16 protein-coding genes and 1 pseudogene are annotated in these 15,860 nt (G+C 55.0%); 13 read left to right on the top strand and 4 right to left on the bottom strand.

What is annotated here, in order from left to right; all coding sequences use genetic code 11:
- The first annotated feature begins 34 nt into the window (after positions 1 to 34).
- Genes ACKWMY_RS09480 through ACKWMY_RS09465 form a run of 4 tightly spaced genes read left to right on the top strand, consistent with a single transcriptional unit; the run spans position 35 to position 3,583 of the window.
- Positions 35 to 973 (top strand): metal ABC transporter substrate-binding protein, encoded by a 939-nt coding sequence (locus ACKWMY_RS09480; protein WP_248006677.1) that lies wholly within the window; start codon positions 35 to 37, stop codon positions 971 to 973.
- Positions 970 to 1,860 (top strand): manganese/iron ABC transporter ATP-binding protein, encoded by an 891-nt coding sequence (locus tag ACKWMY_RS09475; RefSeq protein ID WP_024530031.1) that lies wholly within the window; start codon positions 970 to 972, stop codon positions 1,858 to 1,860. Before ACKWMY_RS09480 ends, ACKWMY_RS09475 begins: the two co-directional genes overlap by 4 nt.
- Complete coding sequence (gene yfeC / locus ACKWMY_RS09470; RefSeq protein WP_024530032.1) at positions 1,860 to 2,723, top strand: iron/manganese ABC transporter permease subunit YfeC; 864 nt, start codon at positions 1,860 to 1,862, stop codon at positions 2,721 to 2,723. The genes ACKWMY_RS09475 and yfeC overlap by 1 nt, the downstream gene beginning before the upstream one ends.
- Complete coding sequence (locus ACKWMY_RS09465; RefSeq protein WP_199063253.1) at positions 2,723 to 3,583, top strand: metal ABC transporter permease; 861 nt, start codon at positions 2,723 to 2,725, stop codon at positions 3,581 to 3,583. Before yfeC ends, ACKWMY_RS09465 begins: the two co-directional genes overlap by 1 nt.
- A gap of 20 nt (positions 3,584 to 3,603) precedes the next feature.
- Here the strand turns inward: ACKWMY_RS09465 and ACKWMY_RS09460 are convergent, their stop codons facing one another.
- Positions 3,604 to 4,053 carry a GNAT family N-acetyltransferase gene (locus ACKWMY_RS09460; protein WP_024530034.1) on the bottom strand — a complete coding sequence of 150 codons (450 nt, stop codon included), beginning with the start codon at positions 4,051 to 4,053 and terminating at the stop codon, positions 3,604 to 3,606.
- Positions 4,054 to 4,287: 234 nt separating this feature from the next.
- Between ACKWMY_RS09460 and ACKWMY_RS09455 the strand changes: the two genes are divergently transcribed.
- On the top strand, positions 4,288 to 5,157 hold the full coding sequence (locus ACKWMY_RS09455; protein WP_024530035.1) for a fructosamine kinase family protein: 870 nt from the start codon (positions 4,288 to 4,290) through the stop codon (positions 5,155 to 5,157).
- Positions 5,158 to 5,198: 41 nt separating this feature from the next.
- Here the strand turns inward: ACKWMY_RS09455 and ACKWMY_RS09450 are convergent, their stop codons facing one another.
- Complete coding sequence (locus ACKWMY_RS09450) at positions 5,199 to 5,759, bottom strand: YniB family protein (RefSeq protein ID WP_021178205.1); 561 nt, start codon at positions 5,757 to 5,759, stop codon at positions 5,199 to 5,201.
- A gap of 213 nt (positions 5,760 to 5,972) precedes the next feature.
- Here ACKWMY_RS09450 and hxpB point away from each other — a divergent pair, with 213 nt between their 5' ends.
- From hxpB to ACKWMY_RS09415, 7 genes and pseudogenes are all read left to right on the top strand, one after another.
- The gene (gene hxpB / locus ACKWMY_RS09445; RefSeq protein ID WP_074030957.1) at positions 5,973 to 6,638 is read left to right on the top strand and encodes a hexitol phosphatase HxpB; all 666 of its coding nucleotides are present in this window, start codon (positions 5,973 to 5,975) and stop codon (positions 6,636 to 6,638) included.
- 197 nt (positions 6,639 to 6,835) lie between these two features.
- A pseudogene (locus ACKWMY_RS09440) lies at positions 6,836 to 6,949 on the top strand (2-deoxy-D-gluconate 3-dehydrogenase); the annotation flags it as partial.
- 203 nt (positions 6,950 to 7,152) lie between these two features.
- The gene (locus tag ACKWMY_RS09435; protein ID WP_074030956.1) at positions 7,153 to 7,701 is read left to right on the top strand and encodes a metal-dependent hydrolase; all 549 of its coding nucleotides are present in this window, start codon (positions 7,153 to 7,155) and stop codon (positions 7,699 to 7,701) included.
- Between the two features lie 184 nt (positions 7,702 to 7,885).
- On the top strand, positions 7,886 to 9,277 hold the full coding sequence (locus ACKWMY_RS09430) for an L-cystine transporter (protein ID WP_074030955.1): 1,392 nt from the start codon (positions 7,886 to 7,888) through the stop codon (positions 9,275 to 9,277).
- 116 nt (positions 9,278 to 9,393) lie between these two features.
- A complete protein-coding gene (locus tag ACKWMY_RS09425) occupies positions 9,394 to 10,302 on the top strand; it encodes a LysR substrate-binding domain-containing protein (RefSeq protein ID WP_024530038.1) in 909 nt (302 codons plus the stop codon).
- Positions 10,303 to 10,395: 93 nt separating this feature from the next.
- Entirely contained in the window at positions 10,396 to 11,274 is an 879-nt protein-coding gene (locus ACKWMY_RS09420; RefSeq protein ID WP_409486224.1) for an SDR family NAD(P)-dependent oxidoreductase, read from the top strand.
- Positions 11,267 to 12,160 carry an SMP-30/gluconolactonase/LRE family protein gene (locus tag ACKWMY_RS09415; protein WP_409486223.1) on the top strand — a complete coding sequence of 298 codons (894 nt, stop codon included), beginning with the start codon at positions 11,267 to 11,269 and terminating at the stop codon, positions 12,158 to 12,160. The genes ACKWMY_RS09420 and ACKWMY_RS09415 overlap by 8 nt, the downstream gene beginning before the upstream one ends.
- A gap of 98 nt (positions 12,161 to 12,258) precedes the next feature.
- On the opposite strand, the gene kdgR is transcribed toward ACKWMY_RS09415, so the two are convergent.
- The gene (kdgR, locus tag ACKWMY_RS09410) at positions 12,259 to 13,050 is read right to left on the bottom strand and encodes a DNA-binding transcriptional regulator KdgR (protein WP_021178210.1); all 792 of its coding nucleotides are present in this window, start codon (positions 13,048 to 13,050) and stop codon (positions 12,259 to 12,261) included.
- Positions 13,051 to 13,278: 228 nt separating this feature from the next.
- Here kdgR and ACKWMY_RS09405 point away from each other — a divergent pair, with 228 nt between their 5' ends.
- A complete protein-coding gene (locus ACKWMY_RS09405) occupies positions 13,279 to 14,670 on the top strand; it encodes an MFS transporter (protein WP_029712248.1) in 1,392 nt (463 codons plus the stop codon).
- Between the two features lie 69 nt (positions 14,671 to 14,739).
- On the opposite strand, the gene htpX is transcribed toward ACKWMY_RS09405, so the two are convergent.
- Positions 14,740 to 15,618, bottom strand: a complete 879-nt coding sequence (gene htpX, locus ACKWMY_RS09400) for a protease HtpX (protein ID WP_021178212.1) — start codon at positions 15,616 to 15,618, stop codon at positions 14,740 to 14,742.
- Positions 15,619 to 15,860: the final 242 nt, after the last annotated feature.

Genomic DNA, 15,860 nt, shown 5'->3' with positions numbered 1-15,860 from the left:
ATAATCATTTTCATTTGAATCAGGAGACGTCATCATGCCAATGAAAAACAACGTATTTACTCGTCGTCGTTTTAGCTTGTCCCACTTTCGCCCCCTTGCCCTGCTCTGCGTATGCCTCAGCGTTATTGTTGTGAGCCAACCGGCTTTGGCAAAGGACAAACTGCGCGTGGTGACAACCTTCACCATTATCCAGGATATCGCCCAGAACGTGGCAGGCGACGCCGCCGTGGTAGAGTCCATCACCAAGCCTGGGGCGGAAATCCACGACTATCAGCCCACGCCGCGCGATATCGTTAAGGCACAGCACGCCGATCTGATTTTATGGAACGGAATGAACCTGGAGCGCTGGTTCCAACGTTTCTTCGAAAATATCAAACAAGTGCCTGCCGCCGTAGTGACCGAGGGGATCACCCCGCTACCGATCCACGAAGGCCCGTATAACGGTAATCCAAACCCCCATGCCTGGATGTCGCCAAGCAATGCGCTGATCTACATCGAGAACATCCGCAAAGCGCTGGTACAGCACGATCCTGATAACGCGGAAACCTATAACCGCAATGCCAAAGCCTACGCTGAAAAAATCGCGGCGCTGGATGCCCCGCTACGCGAGCGTTTGTCGCGTATTCCGTCAGCCCAGCGCTGGCTGGTAACCAGCGAAGGTGCCTTTAGCTATCTCGCCAAAGATTATCAACTGCAAGAAGTCTATCTGTGGCCGATCAACGCAGACGAACAGGGTTCACCGCAGCAGGTGCGCCGGGTGATTGATACCGTGCGGGCCAACCACATTCCGGTGGTGTTCAGCGAAAGCACCATTTCGGATAAACCTGCCAAGCAGGTGGCCAAAGAAACCGGCGCACAATACGGCGGCGTGCTGTACGTCGATTCGCTGTCTGCCGCCGACGGGCCGGTGCCCACCTATATCGATCTGCTCAATGCCACCGTGCAGACCATCGCCAAAGGATTCAATCAATGAGTGCAGAGACCTTTATCCGCCCTGAGCTCAGCGTGGATGACGTATCGGTCACCTATAACAACGGCCATACGGCGATCCATAACGCCAGTTTTACCCTTAGCGGTGGTTCGATCTGTGCGCTGGTGGGGGTTAACGGCAGCGGAAAATCGACCCTCTTCAAAAGCATCATGGGCCTGGTAAAACCGACATCTGGCCAAGTGATGCTGAGCGGGCAACCGGTTGTCGCCGCGCTGAAGAAAAATATTATCGCCTACGTGCCGCAAACCGAAGAAGTTGACTGGAACTTCCCGGTGCTGGTGGAAGACGTGGTGATGATGGGCCGCTACGGCAAAATGAACTTCTTGCGCATTCCTACCAAGGAAGACCGGCTACGGGTCGATAAGGCCTTGGAGCGCGTTGGCCTGAGTGAGCTGCGTAGCCGACAGATCGGCGAGCTTTCCGGCGGGCAAAAAAAACGTGTTTTCCTGGCCCGTGCCCTGGCTCAGCAAGGAACGGTACTGTTGCTTGATGAGCCTTTTACCGGCGTGGATGTCAAAACCGAGAACGCCATTATCGAGCTGTTACGTTCGCTGCGCGATGAGGGACACCTGATCCTGGTATCGACCCACAACCTTGGTAGCGTGCCGGAGTTTTGCGATCGGGTGATCCTGATTAACCGTACCGTGCTGGCCGCCGGCCCGCTCGAGACCACGTTCACGCAAAGCAATCTGGAACTGGCATTCGGTGGTGTATTGCGCCATATCAACCTCTCCGGGCCCGATTTGCACGATGACAACGATCCCCGCACCGTGACCGTATTAACCGATGATGAACGCCCTGCGGTGTTTTATGGCCATACCAAGAGCGATCCTCCAGCGCAAAGTCAGCAAAAGGAGAATAATCCCTGATGCTCGAACTCCTGCTACAGCCGTTCAACTACAACTACATGGTCAAGGCTATGTGGGTCAGCGCCATCGTCGGTGCGGCCTGCGCTTTTCTGTCGGCGTATCTGATGCTGAAAGGCTGGTCGTTGATGGGGGATGCGCTTTCCCACTCCGTGGTGCCTGGCGTGGCCGGTGCCTATGCCCTTGGCCTGCCCTATGCAGCCGGTGCGTTTTTCACCGGTATGTTGGCCGCGCTGGCGATGACGTTGGTACGCCACGTTACCCGCCTGCGTGAGGATGCGATTATCGGCTTTATTTTCTCCACCTTTTTCGCCGTCGGCCTGTTGATCATTTCACTCAATCCCACCTCGGTGAACGTGCAGTCGATCATCTTCGGCAATATTCTCGGTATCGCAGATGAAGACGTGTTACAGGTGGAGATTATTATCGGCGTTTCGTTACTGATCTTATGCCTGGTGTGGAAAGACCTGCTGGCGGTATTTTTCGACGAGAACCACGCGGTATCGATCGGGCTTTCGCCATTAAAGTTGAAGATCCTGTTCTTTACCCTGCTGAGCGCTTGTACCGTGGCCGCACTGCAAACCGTCGGCGCCATTCTGGTGATCGCCATGGTGATCACTCCCGGTGCTACCGCCTATCTGCTGACCGACCGTTTTGGTCGGCTGGTGATTATCGCCATCGCGATCGGCGCCTTGACCAGCGGCCTGGGTGCCTATCTAAGTTTCTTCGTCGACGGGGCAACCGGCGGCGTGATCGTCACGTTGCAAACGCTGGTGTTCCTGGCGGCCTTCCTGTTCGCACCGAAGCACGGGCTGTTAGCCTCAAAACGCCGCGTCACCCGTGGCAATTCTCCGGAGGGCAACTGATGGAACTCCTGTTGCAATGGTTCTCTGAGCCGTTTGCCTATCCCTTTATGCAGCGCGCCATCATCGCGGCTATCGTCACCGGTGTCGTCTGCGCCGTGCTGTCTTGTTATCTGGTGTTGAAGGGCTGGTCACTGATGGGAGATGCCATTTCTCACGCTGTGCTTCCCGGCATCGTGCTGGCCTTTGTGTTCAGTATTCCGCTGGCGATTGGCGCATTTCTTTCCGGCATTTTCTGCGCGGTCGCGACGGGTTATCTGAAAGAACACAGCCGGGTAAAGGAGGATACGGTGATGGGGATCGTATTCTCGGGCATGTTTGCCTTTGGGCTGGTGCTGTTTGCCCGCATAGATACCGATCAACACCTCAGCCATATCCTGTTCGGCAATATGCTGGGGATCACCGACGGTGAACTGCAGCAAACATTGTGGATCGCCGGGATCACGCTGGCGATCGTGCTGCTCAAGCGCCAGGACTTTATGCTCTACTGTTTCGATCCGAACCATGCGCGCGTCATTGGTCTGCCAGTGAAGTTACTGCACTACGGCTTACTGTGCCTGCTAGCGTTAACCATTGTGGCCTCGCTACAGGCGGTGGGAGTGATCCTGGTGATTGCGATGCTGATCGCACCGGGGATCATTGCATTCACCCTGTGCCGCAGTTTCAACCGGATGCTGATCGTCGCCACCGTCGCTTCGGTTTTTTCCTGCGTGCTGGGCACGCTGATCAGCTTTCATATCGACGGCGCAACCGGGCCGTGCATCGTGATCGTGCAGGCGCTGCTGTTTGTCATCGCCCTGCTCTATAGCCACTTCAAACCCGTGCAACGTCACGAAATCACCGTAGTTAAAACCACCCCGTAGGCGCCGCATGCGGCGCCCATTTATTGTTGCTGATAAATATCGGGCCGTGCGATCTGCCAGACAAAGTCCTGCTTATTGACCGGCTGATAGCCTACCTGTTGATACAGCCCCGGGGCACTGCTGGTCACCAACATAATGCGCCGCAAGCGTTGTAACACCGGATGCTCCAGCATGCAGGCCATCAACCATTTGGCCAGCCCCTGCCGCGTAAACTCGGGGATGACGAACACGTCACACAAATAGCCGAACGTGGAGTAGTCCGTCACCAGCCGGGCAAAACCAATCTGCTGGCGCTGATGATAAAGGCCAAAACACAGGCTGTTGTCGATCGACTGCTGCACCGTTGTCAACGAGATCCCCTGCGCCCAACTGGTAGTCGCCAAAAAAGCGTGGGTGACAGCCAGGTCCAACTCGCTTTTATCACTGTTGATACGAAACTCACCGCGCTGCCACTGCTGACTCGGCTCCATTGCCCACTCCCGTGAAAATTGATTGGTTTGAAAGTAACGTCTAAACATCGTCGAGCTTTTGCCAAGTTGCAAGCTGAGACGTACTTAAATTAATCAATAGCGTATATACTTTGACCAGACACGCGGCGATGATATTTTCGTCAATAGATGGCGCAGCTGTGCGCCACATCGTGTTTTCGCCGCAGGAAAGACGCTAACCTAATGAAATCGCAGGCAACACAGAAGGGGATTACTATGTGGCAAGCCGTTAGCCGTCTGTTGAGTGAACATCTTGGCAGCGCAGAAATCCGCGAAAGGACTGAACTGCCTGGGGGAGAAATCCACCCGGCGTGGCGCGTGAGTTACGGTGACAGCGAGGTGTTTGTTAAATGTGATGCCCGCGAAATGCTGCCGATATTCACCGCAGAGGCAGACCAACTGGCGCTGTTGGCGCGCAGCAAGACCGTGCGTGTCCCCGAAGTGTATGGGGTTGGCAGCGATCGCGATTACAGTTTCCTGCTGCTGGAGTATCAACTCCTTAAGCCGCTGGATGCGCACGGGGCGCACTGTCTCGGCCAACAGCTGGCCCGCCTGCACCAATGGAGCGAACAACCGCAGTTCGGCCTCGACTTCGATAACCATCTTTCCACCACGCCGCAGCCCAACGCCTGGCAACGCCGCTGGGCCGAATTTTTTGCCGAGCAACGCATAGGCTGGCAGCTACAGCTGGCAGCGGAAAAGGGCATGACCTTCGGTGATATCGACGAAATTATCGACGTGGTGTACCTACGCTTGCAAAACCATCAGCCACAGCCCTCCCTGCTGCACGGCGATTTGTGGCCTGCCAACTGTGCTCAGGCCGCCGATGGGCCTTTGCTGTTTGATCCAGCCTGTTACTGGGGCGACAGAGAGTGTGATTTGGCGATGCTGCCGCTTTATCCCGATTTGCCCGCCCAGATTTATGACGGCTATCAGAGCGTGTGGCCGCTGGAGGCCGGGTTTATAGAACGTCAACCGCTGTATCAGTTGTATTATCTGCTCAATCGCAGCAACCTGTTTGGCGGGCAACATCTGGTCATGGCACAACGGGCCATCGACAAGTTGCTCCATCCAGAAACGCTGTAATATAAAGGGTGGCACATTGGTGCCGCCCTTTAATTTCAGATCTAGGCCACTCCGGCCATTTGCCCTAGCAGCTTGAGCACGAAATAAGCCACCACGGCGATCACCACCGGCAAGATATACAGCGGGAAGTATTGCAGCAAGATGGTGTGGTGCGGCAACGTCACCCGCTCTTCCAATTGCTCACGCGTGTGCCCTTCGCTGCCCTTGGCCTGTTCGAGGATCATCTGATCTTCCAGTCCCTCACGGATAAACTTCACCTGACGCGACATGCGCGCACCGGAAGTCTGCAATGCCAGGCCGACAAAAATCAGGAAATAGATAATGATAAACATCAGATTAGCGCCGCTAAACAGGCTCTTATCCACGTCCGGTACCGGTGAGTTGTACCAGAAAATATTCAGGAATGGCGTATTAAAGCGCACCATGTCGACCATAACGTGGACAAAATCCAGCATCACGGCGTTGATCCCTCTGGACTTCTCACTGTGTTGATAAACAAAACCCAGCAGTGAAACCAGCGTTGAAAGTAACGCCGGGATGAAAACGACCCATCCGAAAATGCGTTTCAAGATGGCAACGCGCCCAGCCTGTTGATACGTCATGTGTTCCCCTTGTAAGCGACGTAACCGTTGTTGCGCTAAGTCTACCTGTAGTTAATGAAACTCGCCCACCGTTTTCTTCGTCTTCCAGTCTGAATCCAGTGAGATCCAGCACTTTGAGATAACCCCCCGGCCCGAAGGGTGCAGGTGCCTGAACAAAAATGATAGAGTGGCGAAAACATTTTCTTTTACTGGTGCTGCAGGAGTTAATTGTTAATGGCTTATTCGCAACGCATAGCAAGCGCAATTTTTGATATGGACGGTCTACTGATCGACTCTGAACCCCTATGGTTACAGGCGGAAATGGACATTTTCAGCTCATTGGGGTTGGATCTGTCTGACCGTCACAAACTTCCGGATACGCTAGGTTTACGCATCGATCTGGTGGTGCGGATGTGGTTCCAGGCCATGCCGTGGCAAGGCCCCTCTCAGGAGGAAGTCGCTGGCCGCATTATCGAGCGGGCCATCGAGTTGGTACGGGAAAAGCGCCCGTTGCTGCCTGGGGTGCAACAAGCGCTGGAACTGTGCCGTAGCCTGGATTTGAATATTGGGCTGGCCTCCGCCTCTCCGCTACATATGCAGCAGCAGGTGCTGAAGATGTTCGATCTGGAGAGCTATTTCGATCAGTTGGTTTCGGCCGAATACCTGCCCTACAGCAAACCTCACCCGGAAGTCTATCTGATCGCCGCCGAACGCCTGGGCAGCGATCCACAGCACTGCATTACTCTGGAAGACTCCTTCAACGGTATGATTGCCACCAAAGCGGCGCGTATGAAATCGATCGTGATCCCTGCGCACGAATACAGCCAGGATCCGCGCTGGGCCTTGGCTGACCTTAAGTTGCAAAGCCTCGAGCAGTTGACCGCCGCCCACCTGGCCTGACCTTGACGGCATCGGTCCTGCCGGTGCCCTTTCCCCAAAAAAACAAAACGTAATTTCATTTTTATTGAATTAACATCCCATTCAAATTATGCTAATCGCATAAAGAAAACACCGGGCGAATCGGTGACACTGTCACTGCCACGCAGTAGCCGTCGTAAGCCCGGTGCTTTCTTCCCTCACGGCTAGAGAGCAATGCTATTATTCTGAATTCCTTCGACTTAATGGGAAAGGTGGCGCTGTTCACCGGCTGCAATATCGGCCTGGGACAAGGCATTGCGATTGGGCTGGCGCAGGCCGGTTGCGACATTATCTTCCCGCGAAGTTGAGCGAACGCAGCATTGCAGCGCCCCTACATTACGAGCCTAGCTGTGTAACTTACCCGTCAAGCACGCCGTTTCAACCCTTTGTAAAACGGCGTAAAATTAACAACTCGTTACAGGGTAACCGCTTCCGTAACTGTAAAAATTCCCATATACTGGATAAATTAACAGTTTAGTAGCCGGAATATAGCAACATGACCGCGGAAGGACATCTCATATTTTCAGTTGCCTGCGCGATCTTTGCCAAGAAAGCGGAGGTGACCCCCGTGCTCGCCGCTGGCGATTGGTGGCACATCATTCCTGCCGCGCTGCTGACGTCGCTGTTACCCGACATCGATCACCCTAAATCCATCTTGGGCCAGCGCCTGCGTTGGATCGCGATCCCAATCTCACGCGCCTTTGGTCACCGTGGTTTCACCCACAGCCTGCTGGCGATCGTCGGCGGCATGTGGCTATTTCAGCTAGAAGTGCCGCGCAGTTGGCCTATCCCCGCAGACGTGCTACACGCCATGATTATCGGGTATTTCAGCCACCTGCTGGCCGATATGCTCACCCCTGCCGGCGTGCCGTTACTTTGGCCCTGCCGCTGGCGTTTCTGCTTGCCAATATTGAATTCACAAAAAGGCAACCAGCTGGAGCGGGTGCTGTGTCTATGCCTGGTGGCTTTCGCCATTTACTGGCAAGGGGATTACACTCTTCCGGTGCAGTCCTATTTTGAGCAAATAAAAAATATTAGACTGTGATCACAAAATAACGCCTATTTTTCCACCTTCCCGCTCATTACATCACCGTTTTTAAGCCAAAAGTTATATTAAATTCTTTTTGGATATAAGTGCGCTGCACCGCAAACTGTTAGGATATTTACATCGCATTACATCGGTGCGTGGCACCTTTTATTATAAGAAAACAAGATTGGAGAAACTGGGGATGAATCTACCGCTCGTATTAAACGTGCTGGTTTTTGCCGCCCTCCTTTTGCTGTTGGCGCAAACCCGCCATAAGCAATGGAGCCTGGCTAAAAAAGTGCTGGTTGGCCTGGCACTGGGTGTGGTGTTCGGTTTGGCACTGCAACTGGTATACGGCTCGGACAACCCGGTGCTGAAAGAGTCCATCGGCTGGTTTAACATCGTCGGTAACGGCTATGTACAGCTGCTGCAAATGATCGTGATGCCGCTGGTTTTCGCCTCTATCCTGAGCGCGGTAGCCAAGTTGCATAACGCTTCTTCACTGGGCAAAATCAGCTTCCTGACCATTGGTACCCTGCTGTTTACCACGCTGATTGCCGCACTGGTGGGCGTATTGGTCACCAACCTATTCGGGTTGACCGCAGAGGGTCTGGTCCAGGGCACACAAGAAACGGCTCGTTTGTCGGCGATTGAAACCAACTACGCGGGTAAAGTGGCCGATCTGAGTGTGCCACAATTGATCCTGTCATTTGTGCCGAAAAATCCGTTTGCCGATCTGACCGGGGCTAACCCAACGTCAATCATCAGCGTGGTGATTTTCGCTGCCTTCCTCGGTGTGGCTTCTCTGCAACTGCTTAAAGATGACCAACCGAAAGGCCAGCGCGTGCTGGTAGCTATCGATACCCTGCAAGCCTGGGTGATGAAGCTGGTCCGTCTGGTGATGAAGCTGACTCCTTACGGCGTACTGGCGTTGATGACCAAGGTCGTTGCAGGCTCCAATATCCACGACATTATTAAGCTGGGCAGCTTTGTGGTTGCCTCTTACCTTGGTCTGGCGATCATGTTCGTGGTTCACGGTCTGCTGCTGAGCTTCACCGGCGTTAACCCGCTGAAATTCTTCCGCAAGGCGTGGCCGGTGCTGACCTTTGCCTTCACCAGCCGTTCCAGCGCTGCCAGCATCCCGCTGAACGTCGAAGCGCAGACTCGCCGTCTGGGCGTGCCAGAGTCGATTGCCAGCTTCTCAGCGTCCTTTGGTGCCACTATTGGTCAGAACGGTTGCGCGGGTCTCTACCCGGCAATGCTGGCGGTGATGGTTGCGCCAACCGTGGGTATCAACCCGCTGGATCCACTGTGGATCGCAACGCTGGTCGGCATTGTTACCGTCAGTTCAGCCGGTGTTGCCGGTGTGGGCGGCGGCGCGACCTTTGCTGCGCTGATTGTGCTACCAGCGATGGGCCTGCCGGTGACCCTGGTCGCCCTGCTGATTTCGGTTGAACCGTTGATCGACATGGGCCGTACCGCGCTGAACGTTAGTGGTTCGATGACCGCAGGTACCGTCACCAGCCAACTGATGAAGCAGACCGACAAAGCCATTATGGACAGCGAAGACGAAACGGAACTGGCTCACCGGTAATACTAGACTGATCCGCAAACTGAACCGGTGCCCAGGCGCCGGTTTTTTTTCGTCATGACTGCCAATGATATCTCATTAGTATTAGTGTGTAGCAAATAGGATCCGTGGAGCCCATTATGATTGAAACGCGCCTGCTACATCAGTTCATCGCCGTCGCCGAGGAATTACACTTCAATCGCGCAGCACAACGGCTGCATATGGCACAACCCCCGTTGAGTCAGGCTATTCGTCGGTTGGAGCATGAGATCGGCGCTCCCCTGTTTGAACGCACCAATCGCAGCGTGTCGCTCACGCCTGCTGGAACCGACTTTCTGGCAACGGCAAGAAAAGTGTTGCGCCTGCTTGATGAAGGCGTCGAACAGACCAGGCGAGTAGCGCAAGGCATCGAAGGCCATCTCACGTTAACCTTCATTAATATCGCCCCCTATGACGCATTGCTAGGCGCATTGCAGCGCTTCCGCTCTGCATTCCCCGCCATCTCCTTCACGATGCGTGAGGCCACGACTCAAGAGCAGGTCGAGGCACTGGAACATGGCCGCGCCGAGCTCGGTTTCATGAGGTCACCGGGCAGGACGGCTCCGGAGCTGCGCTTCGAGTCCATTCTGCGAGAACCCATCATGATTGGCCTGCCAGCCACACACCCTCTCGCGTGCCATGAGATCATTCCACTGGCCGCACTGCGAGATGACGCCTTCGTATCGTCACCACGGCACCTGGGCCAGGGCTTCCATGACCAGCTGGTTCAGCTTTGCGCAGCAGCAGGGTTCATACCATGCATTGCTCAACAGGCGCGTCAGCTGCAAACTCTGGTTGCTTTGGTGGCCAGCGGCTTCGGCGTTGCACTGTTGCCCGCGTCGTTGGCGCAGGAGGGTCGCAAAGACGTGGTATTCCGGCCAATCCAGGTCAATGCACCAGACGCACTGCGGAATGTGGAATTTCTGATGGCTTGGAACCCGCACTCGCCTTGTCCTATTCGAGACAAACTGATCGATGAGGTGCGAGATGCCATGGCATCTCGCCCTTGATTGAAACCTGATAAGTCTTGTTTCGGTACAAATAAGATATTTTACACTCAGGAGCGGTCGCTCCATCATCGTGCTATTGCCAAACGGAGGTACATGATGACAGATCGACGCTTAAACGAGCCGTTCAAAGACAAGGTAGCGATTGTCACTGGCGGTGGCCGGGGACTTGGGAAAGCTTACGCCAAGGCCCTCTTGGAGCGTGGCGCACGGGTAATCGTTAGCGACCTGGGAACCAGCCTTACCGGAGACGGGGCTGACCCAGACGTGATGAGGGAGGCGATACATGCCTTGCAGGTCGACGGTGGATCGTTCATCACCCACAGCGGGCGCCTGGATAACGAGGATGGCTGCCAACAACTCGTAGCGCTGGCCATCGAGCAATTCGGCGCGCTGGATATCCTGATCCACAACGCGGGTTGGGTCGGCTATCAGCCCATTGAGACACAGGAAGAGGAATTCCTTGAGCGCTCCCTTGGCATCAACGTGCGTACGCCGATCTGGTTGAGCAAGCACGCCTGGGCGCATCTCAAGCTTTCCCCATCACCACGGATCGTGCTGACAACCTCTGACCGTGCCATGTATCAACGCTACGCGCAGCCAGGCCTGACGGCCTACGCCGCTGGCAAGATGGCCCAAGTGGGCATCATGAATGCCCTGAGTATGGAAGGAAAACCGGACGGCATTCTGGTCAACGCCATCTCTCCAGTAGCCAAGACCCGTATGTGGGGGATCACACAGCCACCCACAGACCTAAAACCCGAGTGGGTGGTGCCGGGCTTGCTGTATCTGGCCAGCTCGTTATGTCAGGACACAGGCGTTATCCTGCGCGCCAGCAACGGTCAGTTCACTGCAACCCGCTTTTGTGAAAACCCCGGCGTAACCTATCCTACGGATCTGTCGCGAATTGAGTGTGCCAGCGTGGAGGATGTCGCCCACAATTGGCCGCGCATCAAGGAGTTTGGCGATGTGTGACGAGTGTCGTCTGCACAAGATCGCCGAAGTCCGTGCCGACCTTGGCGAGAGTCCAGTCTGGGATAAAGACAACCGCCTTTTGTACTTCGTCGATATCTCTGGTGGCAAGATTAACGTCATGACCCCGCAAGCACGAGTGGCATCCGTCTATCAATCGACGGCGCGCATCGGTGCCTTGGCCCTTACGGATAGAGGCAATCTGATCTTCACCGAAGATACGCGGGTTGCCATTCTGGATCCCAAGGAAGGCGTGGTCCGCACGCACTCTACCGCTGTCCATAACAAAGGCTGCTATCGGTTCAACGACGGGGCCTGCGATCCGCAAGGACGCTTTATTACCGGCCTGATGCACGAGGGGCCGAACCGTGAGGCCGGAGCGCTGTACCGCTATGACAGTGAACTGAACGCCCAAACCATCCAGAGGAATATCGCGCTGCCTAATGGCCTGGCCTGGTCGGAAGATGGCCACACGCTGTTCTTTGTCGATTCCATCGCACGTTCAATATTTCGGGCCGCATACACTCCCAACGGGGAACTGGAGGCCGTAATGCGCTTCGCCGAAACCCCGGCAGGACTTGGACGTCCCGATGGTATTGCCCTGGATCGAGCCGGTGGATTGTGGGTCTGTATGTTCAACGGAGGATGTTTGCTGCGCTACGACCGTAACGGCAGCCTGGGCGAGTGCGTCGCCATGCCCGTGCCGCGCCCCACCAGTTGCTGCTTTGGCGGGGAAGGTTTGGAAACCTTATTCATCACTACGGCGCGCTTTGCCATGACGCGCTCTGAACTGGCTGAATACCCTGATTCTGGCGACCTCTTTGCTATTCGCCCAGCTATTGCCGGTGTTCCACGTCACTTGTTCAAAGAGTGCAAGATGGGCCGATAGCAGAGCAGTGGGATTTTATAAACCGAGGGAGATAACAAAGGCTGGGAGGGAAAGCGTAGGGGCGAAGCTATATTCGGCCCCCTACAACTGCGGCAAGCTTAAAACGGGTAGTCGTGATAACCCATTTGCGCTGAAATCAGACGAGCGGCGGTGTGCAACTGCGCCACGTAGCCCTCTTTGCCTTCTTCAGAGAAGCGGATGGTCGGGAAGGAGATGCTCAAGCCCGCGATCACCACGCCAAAACGGTCAAATACTGGCACCGCGATGCAGCGCAAGCCTTCTTCCTGTTCTTCGATATCTTCGCCAAACCCCTGCTCACGGACCTTATCCAACAGCGGCAGTAATTCAGCGGCGCTGGCGATGGTGTGCGGAGTGCTGCGGGTAAACTCGACGTGGGACAGGATTTCTTCCACTTCGCCGCGATCGCGCCAGGCTAGCAGAACTTTACCAATCGCGGTGCTGTGTAGCGGGTTGCGGCGACCGATGCGTGAATACATACGCAGGTTATACATGGAGTCGATTTTGTGGATATAGACGATGCTGTCTTCATCCAGCGCCCCCAGGTGGATGGTCTCACGCGTCTGGTTAGACAGTTCACGCATCTGGATGTCCGCGCTGCGGATCAAATCGACGTTTTGCAGCGATTTGGCACCCAGTTCAAACAGCTTGAGGGTCAGCGAATATTTCTCCGACTCCCCTTCCTGTGAGACATAACCCAGCGACTTCATGGTTTGCAGGAAACGGTAAACGGTACTTTTGGACATCATTACCCGCTGTGAAAGCTCGGTAATGCCGATCTCACGCTCATCACCCAGTGCCTGCAGGATGCCAAACACTTTCAGCACTGATGAAACGGAATCCGGTTGTTTGTCTAGATCTGCGTTAGCCATGGTTAATACCTTAACTTAACTATTTTTGTTTTAGGAAATTTGAACAAGAGTTTCAGTATAATCGGAACATTTCACCCCATGCAATGGAAGTTGCGCAATATTCGCCATTATTGATGGGATTAGCGGCAGACATCCCACTGCTTTTACATTTAGCACAGAAACGGCGGGTGCATTCGGCGGGAAATATGATTAGCATTGTAATATTCCCCCTGTTTAGTAACCATCTCCATGACAACGCTTGCTAATTCCGACGGCTTACCCGTCCCGCAACGCTACGGAGCGATCCTGGCCATTGCGCTGGGCATTACCGTTTCAGTACTTGACGGAGCTATCGCCAACGTGGCCTTGCCGACCATCGCCCGCGATCTCAACGCCAGCCCGGCCAGCTCGATCTGGGTGGTCAATGCCTATCAGTTGGCGATCACCATCTCGTTGCTATCGCTGGCGTCCTTGGGCGATCTGATTGGCTATCGCCGTATCTATCAGGCTGGTCTGCTGGTATTCAGTATTACTTCATTATTCTGCGCACTGTCCGATTCGCTATTAACACTGACGATTGCACGCGTGCTGCAAGGGTTTGGTGCCGCGGCGATTATGAGCGTCAATACCGCACTGATCCGCATTATCTATCCGCAACGCTTTCTTGGCCGTGGCATCGGAATAAACTCGCTGATCGTAGCCTTCTCTTCCGCCGCTGGGCCTACGGTCGCCGCCGCCATTTTATCCGTGGCCTCCTGGCAGTGGCTGTTTGCCATCAATCTGCCGATCGGCATCGTCGCACTGATGCTGGGAATGAAATATCTGCCGGCTAATAGCCAGAAAAGCAGCAATCAGCGCTTTGACCCCACCAGTGCGCTGATGAATGCCCTGACGTTTGGTCTACTGATCACCGCCATTAGCGGTTTTGCCCAGGGGCAAAGTCTGCTGCTGATTGCCGCTGAAATCGCGGCATTGCTGGTGATCGGTTACTTCTTTGTGCGCCGTCAGTTGCGGCAGACATCCCCTTTACTGCCGGTGGATCTGCTGCGCATCCCTATTTTTGCGCTGTCGATGGGCACCTCGATCTGCTCTTTTGCCGCCCAGATGTTGGCTATGGTGTCGTTGCCCTTCTTCCTGCAGGCCTCTCTGGGCCGTGACGAGGTGGCGACGGGTTTGCTGTTAACGCCCTGGCCGTTGGCCATTATCGTGATGGCACCGATTGCAGGCCGCCTGGTGGAGCGTGTTCATGCGGGGTTACTGGGAGGGATTGGTTTGGCGACCTTCGCGCTCGGTTTGTTCCTGCTGGCACTGTTGCCACATAACCCGACGGATCTGGATATCATCTGGCGCATGGTGCTTTGCGGTGCGGGCTTTGGGTTATTCCAGTCGCCCAACAACCATACCATTATTTCTGCCGCTCCACGCCACCGCAGTGGCGGAGCCAGTGGCATGCTTGGTACTGCGCGCCTGTTGGGGCAAACCTCCGGCGCGGCGCTGGTGGCATTAATGTTCAACCTGTTCCCCACCAGCGGCACACACGCTTCATTGGTATTGGCGGGAGCTTTCGCCAGCGTCGCTGCCGTGGTGAGCTGCCTGCGCATCACTCAACCCCGTGCGAACCTCGCCGAACCCGGTAAATAGCTTATCGAGCACTGCGCCCGTTTGAATAGCAAAAACCCCGGCTCGCCGGGGTTTTTGCTTGATACAGGGTTATTTCAGATACTGGCCGGAACGCAGCGCTTCGATACGCTTGTCCAACGGCGGGTGCGACATAAACAGCTCGCTGAACGACTTGGATTTGCCGTTGATGCAGAAAGCCATCAGGGTGCCCGCTTCCTGCGGTTCATAGCTGGTTTTCAAGCGCTGCAGCGCAGCGATCATCTTCTCACGGCCAACCAGTTTGGCTGAACCCGCATCGGCGTGGAATTCACGATGACGTGAGAACCACATGGTGATAATACTGGCCAGAATACCAAATACCAGCTCCAACACCATCGAAACACCGAAGTAAATCATCGGGTTGCCGTTACCTTCGCCTTCCCCATCACGGTTACCGAGGAAACCGGCGGCCACCTGAGCAATCAGGCGAGACACGAAGATCACGAAGGTGTTCACCACCCCTTGGATTAGCGTCATGGTCACCATGTCGCCATTGGCAACGTGGCTGATTTCGTGGGCGATAACCGCTTCCGCCTCATCACGGCTCATGCTTTGCAGCAAGCCGGTACTAACCGCCACTAGCGATGCATCGCGGCGTGCGCCGGTTGCAAAGGCGTTAATGTCAGGCGCTTGGTAGATAGCCACCTGCGGCATGGCGATACCCGCCTGCTGCGATTGGCGACGCACCGTGTCCAACAGCCAGCGTTCGGTTTCGTTACGCGGCTGTTCAATCACTTCCCCACCGACGGAGCGCAGCGCCATCCATTTGGACATCAGCAGTGAAACAAATGCACCGCCAAAACCGAACAGACCGGCCATGATCATCAGGCCCTGAACGCTACTGGATTGGATCCCTGTCAGGCTAAGCACCAGCCCGAAAACCAACATCACCGCCAGGTTGGTGAGCAGGAACAAAGCTATACGCATCATAGAATGTTTACTTCCTCGTTATTTGTTAACAAAAGGCGACCTCAGATACCCAGATCTTATGGGCATTGGTCACAATTTCAAGATTGGCAGGCCATTAAGCCACTAAAAATACGTAACTTTACAAAGTCACGAAGAAACAAGGGTTTTACAAAGTGTAAACGATCTCGGAGCACAGAGTGGAGACCCCAACAGAAATTTTAGTGCGAGTATAGCGAAAAAAAAGCGCACCCGTAGGTGCGCTC

It is taken from the genome of Serratia sp. J2 (assembly GCF_046269175.1).
Taxonomy (GTDB): domain Bacteria; phylum Pseudomonadota; class Gammaproteobacteria; order Enterobacterales; family Enterobacteriaceae; genus Chania; species Chania fonticola_C.
This window is presented reverse-complemented; position numbering and strand designations above follow the sequence as displayed.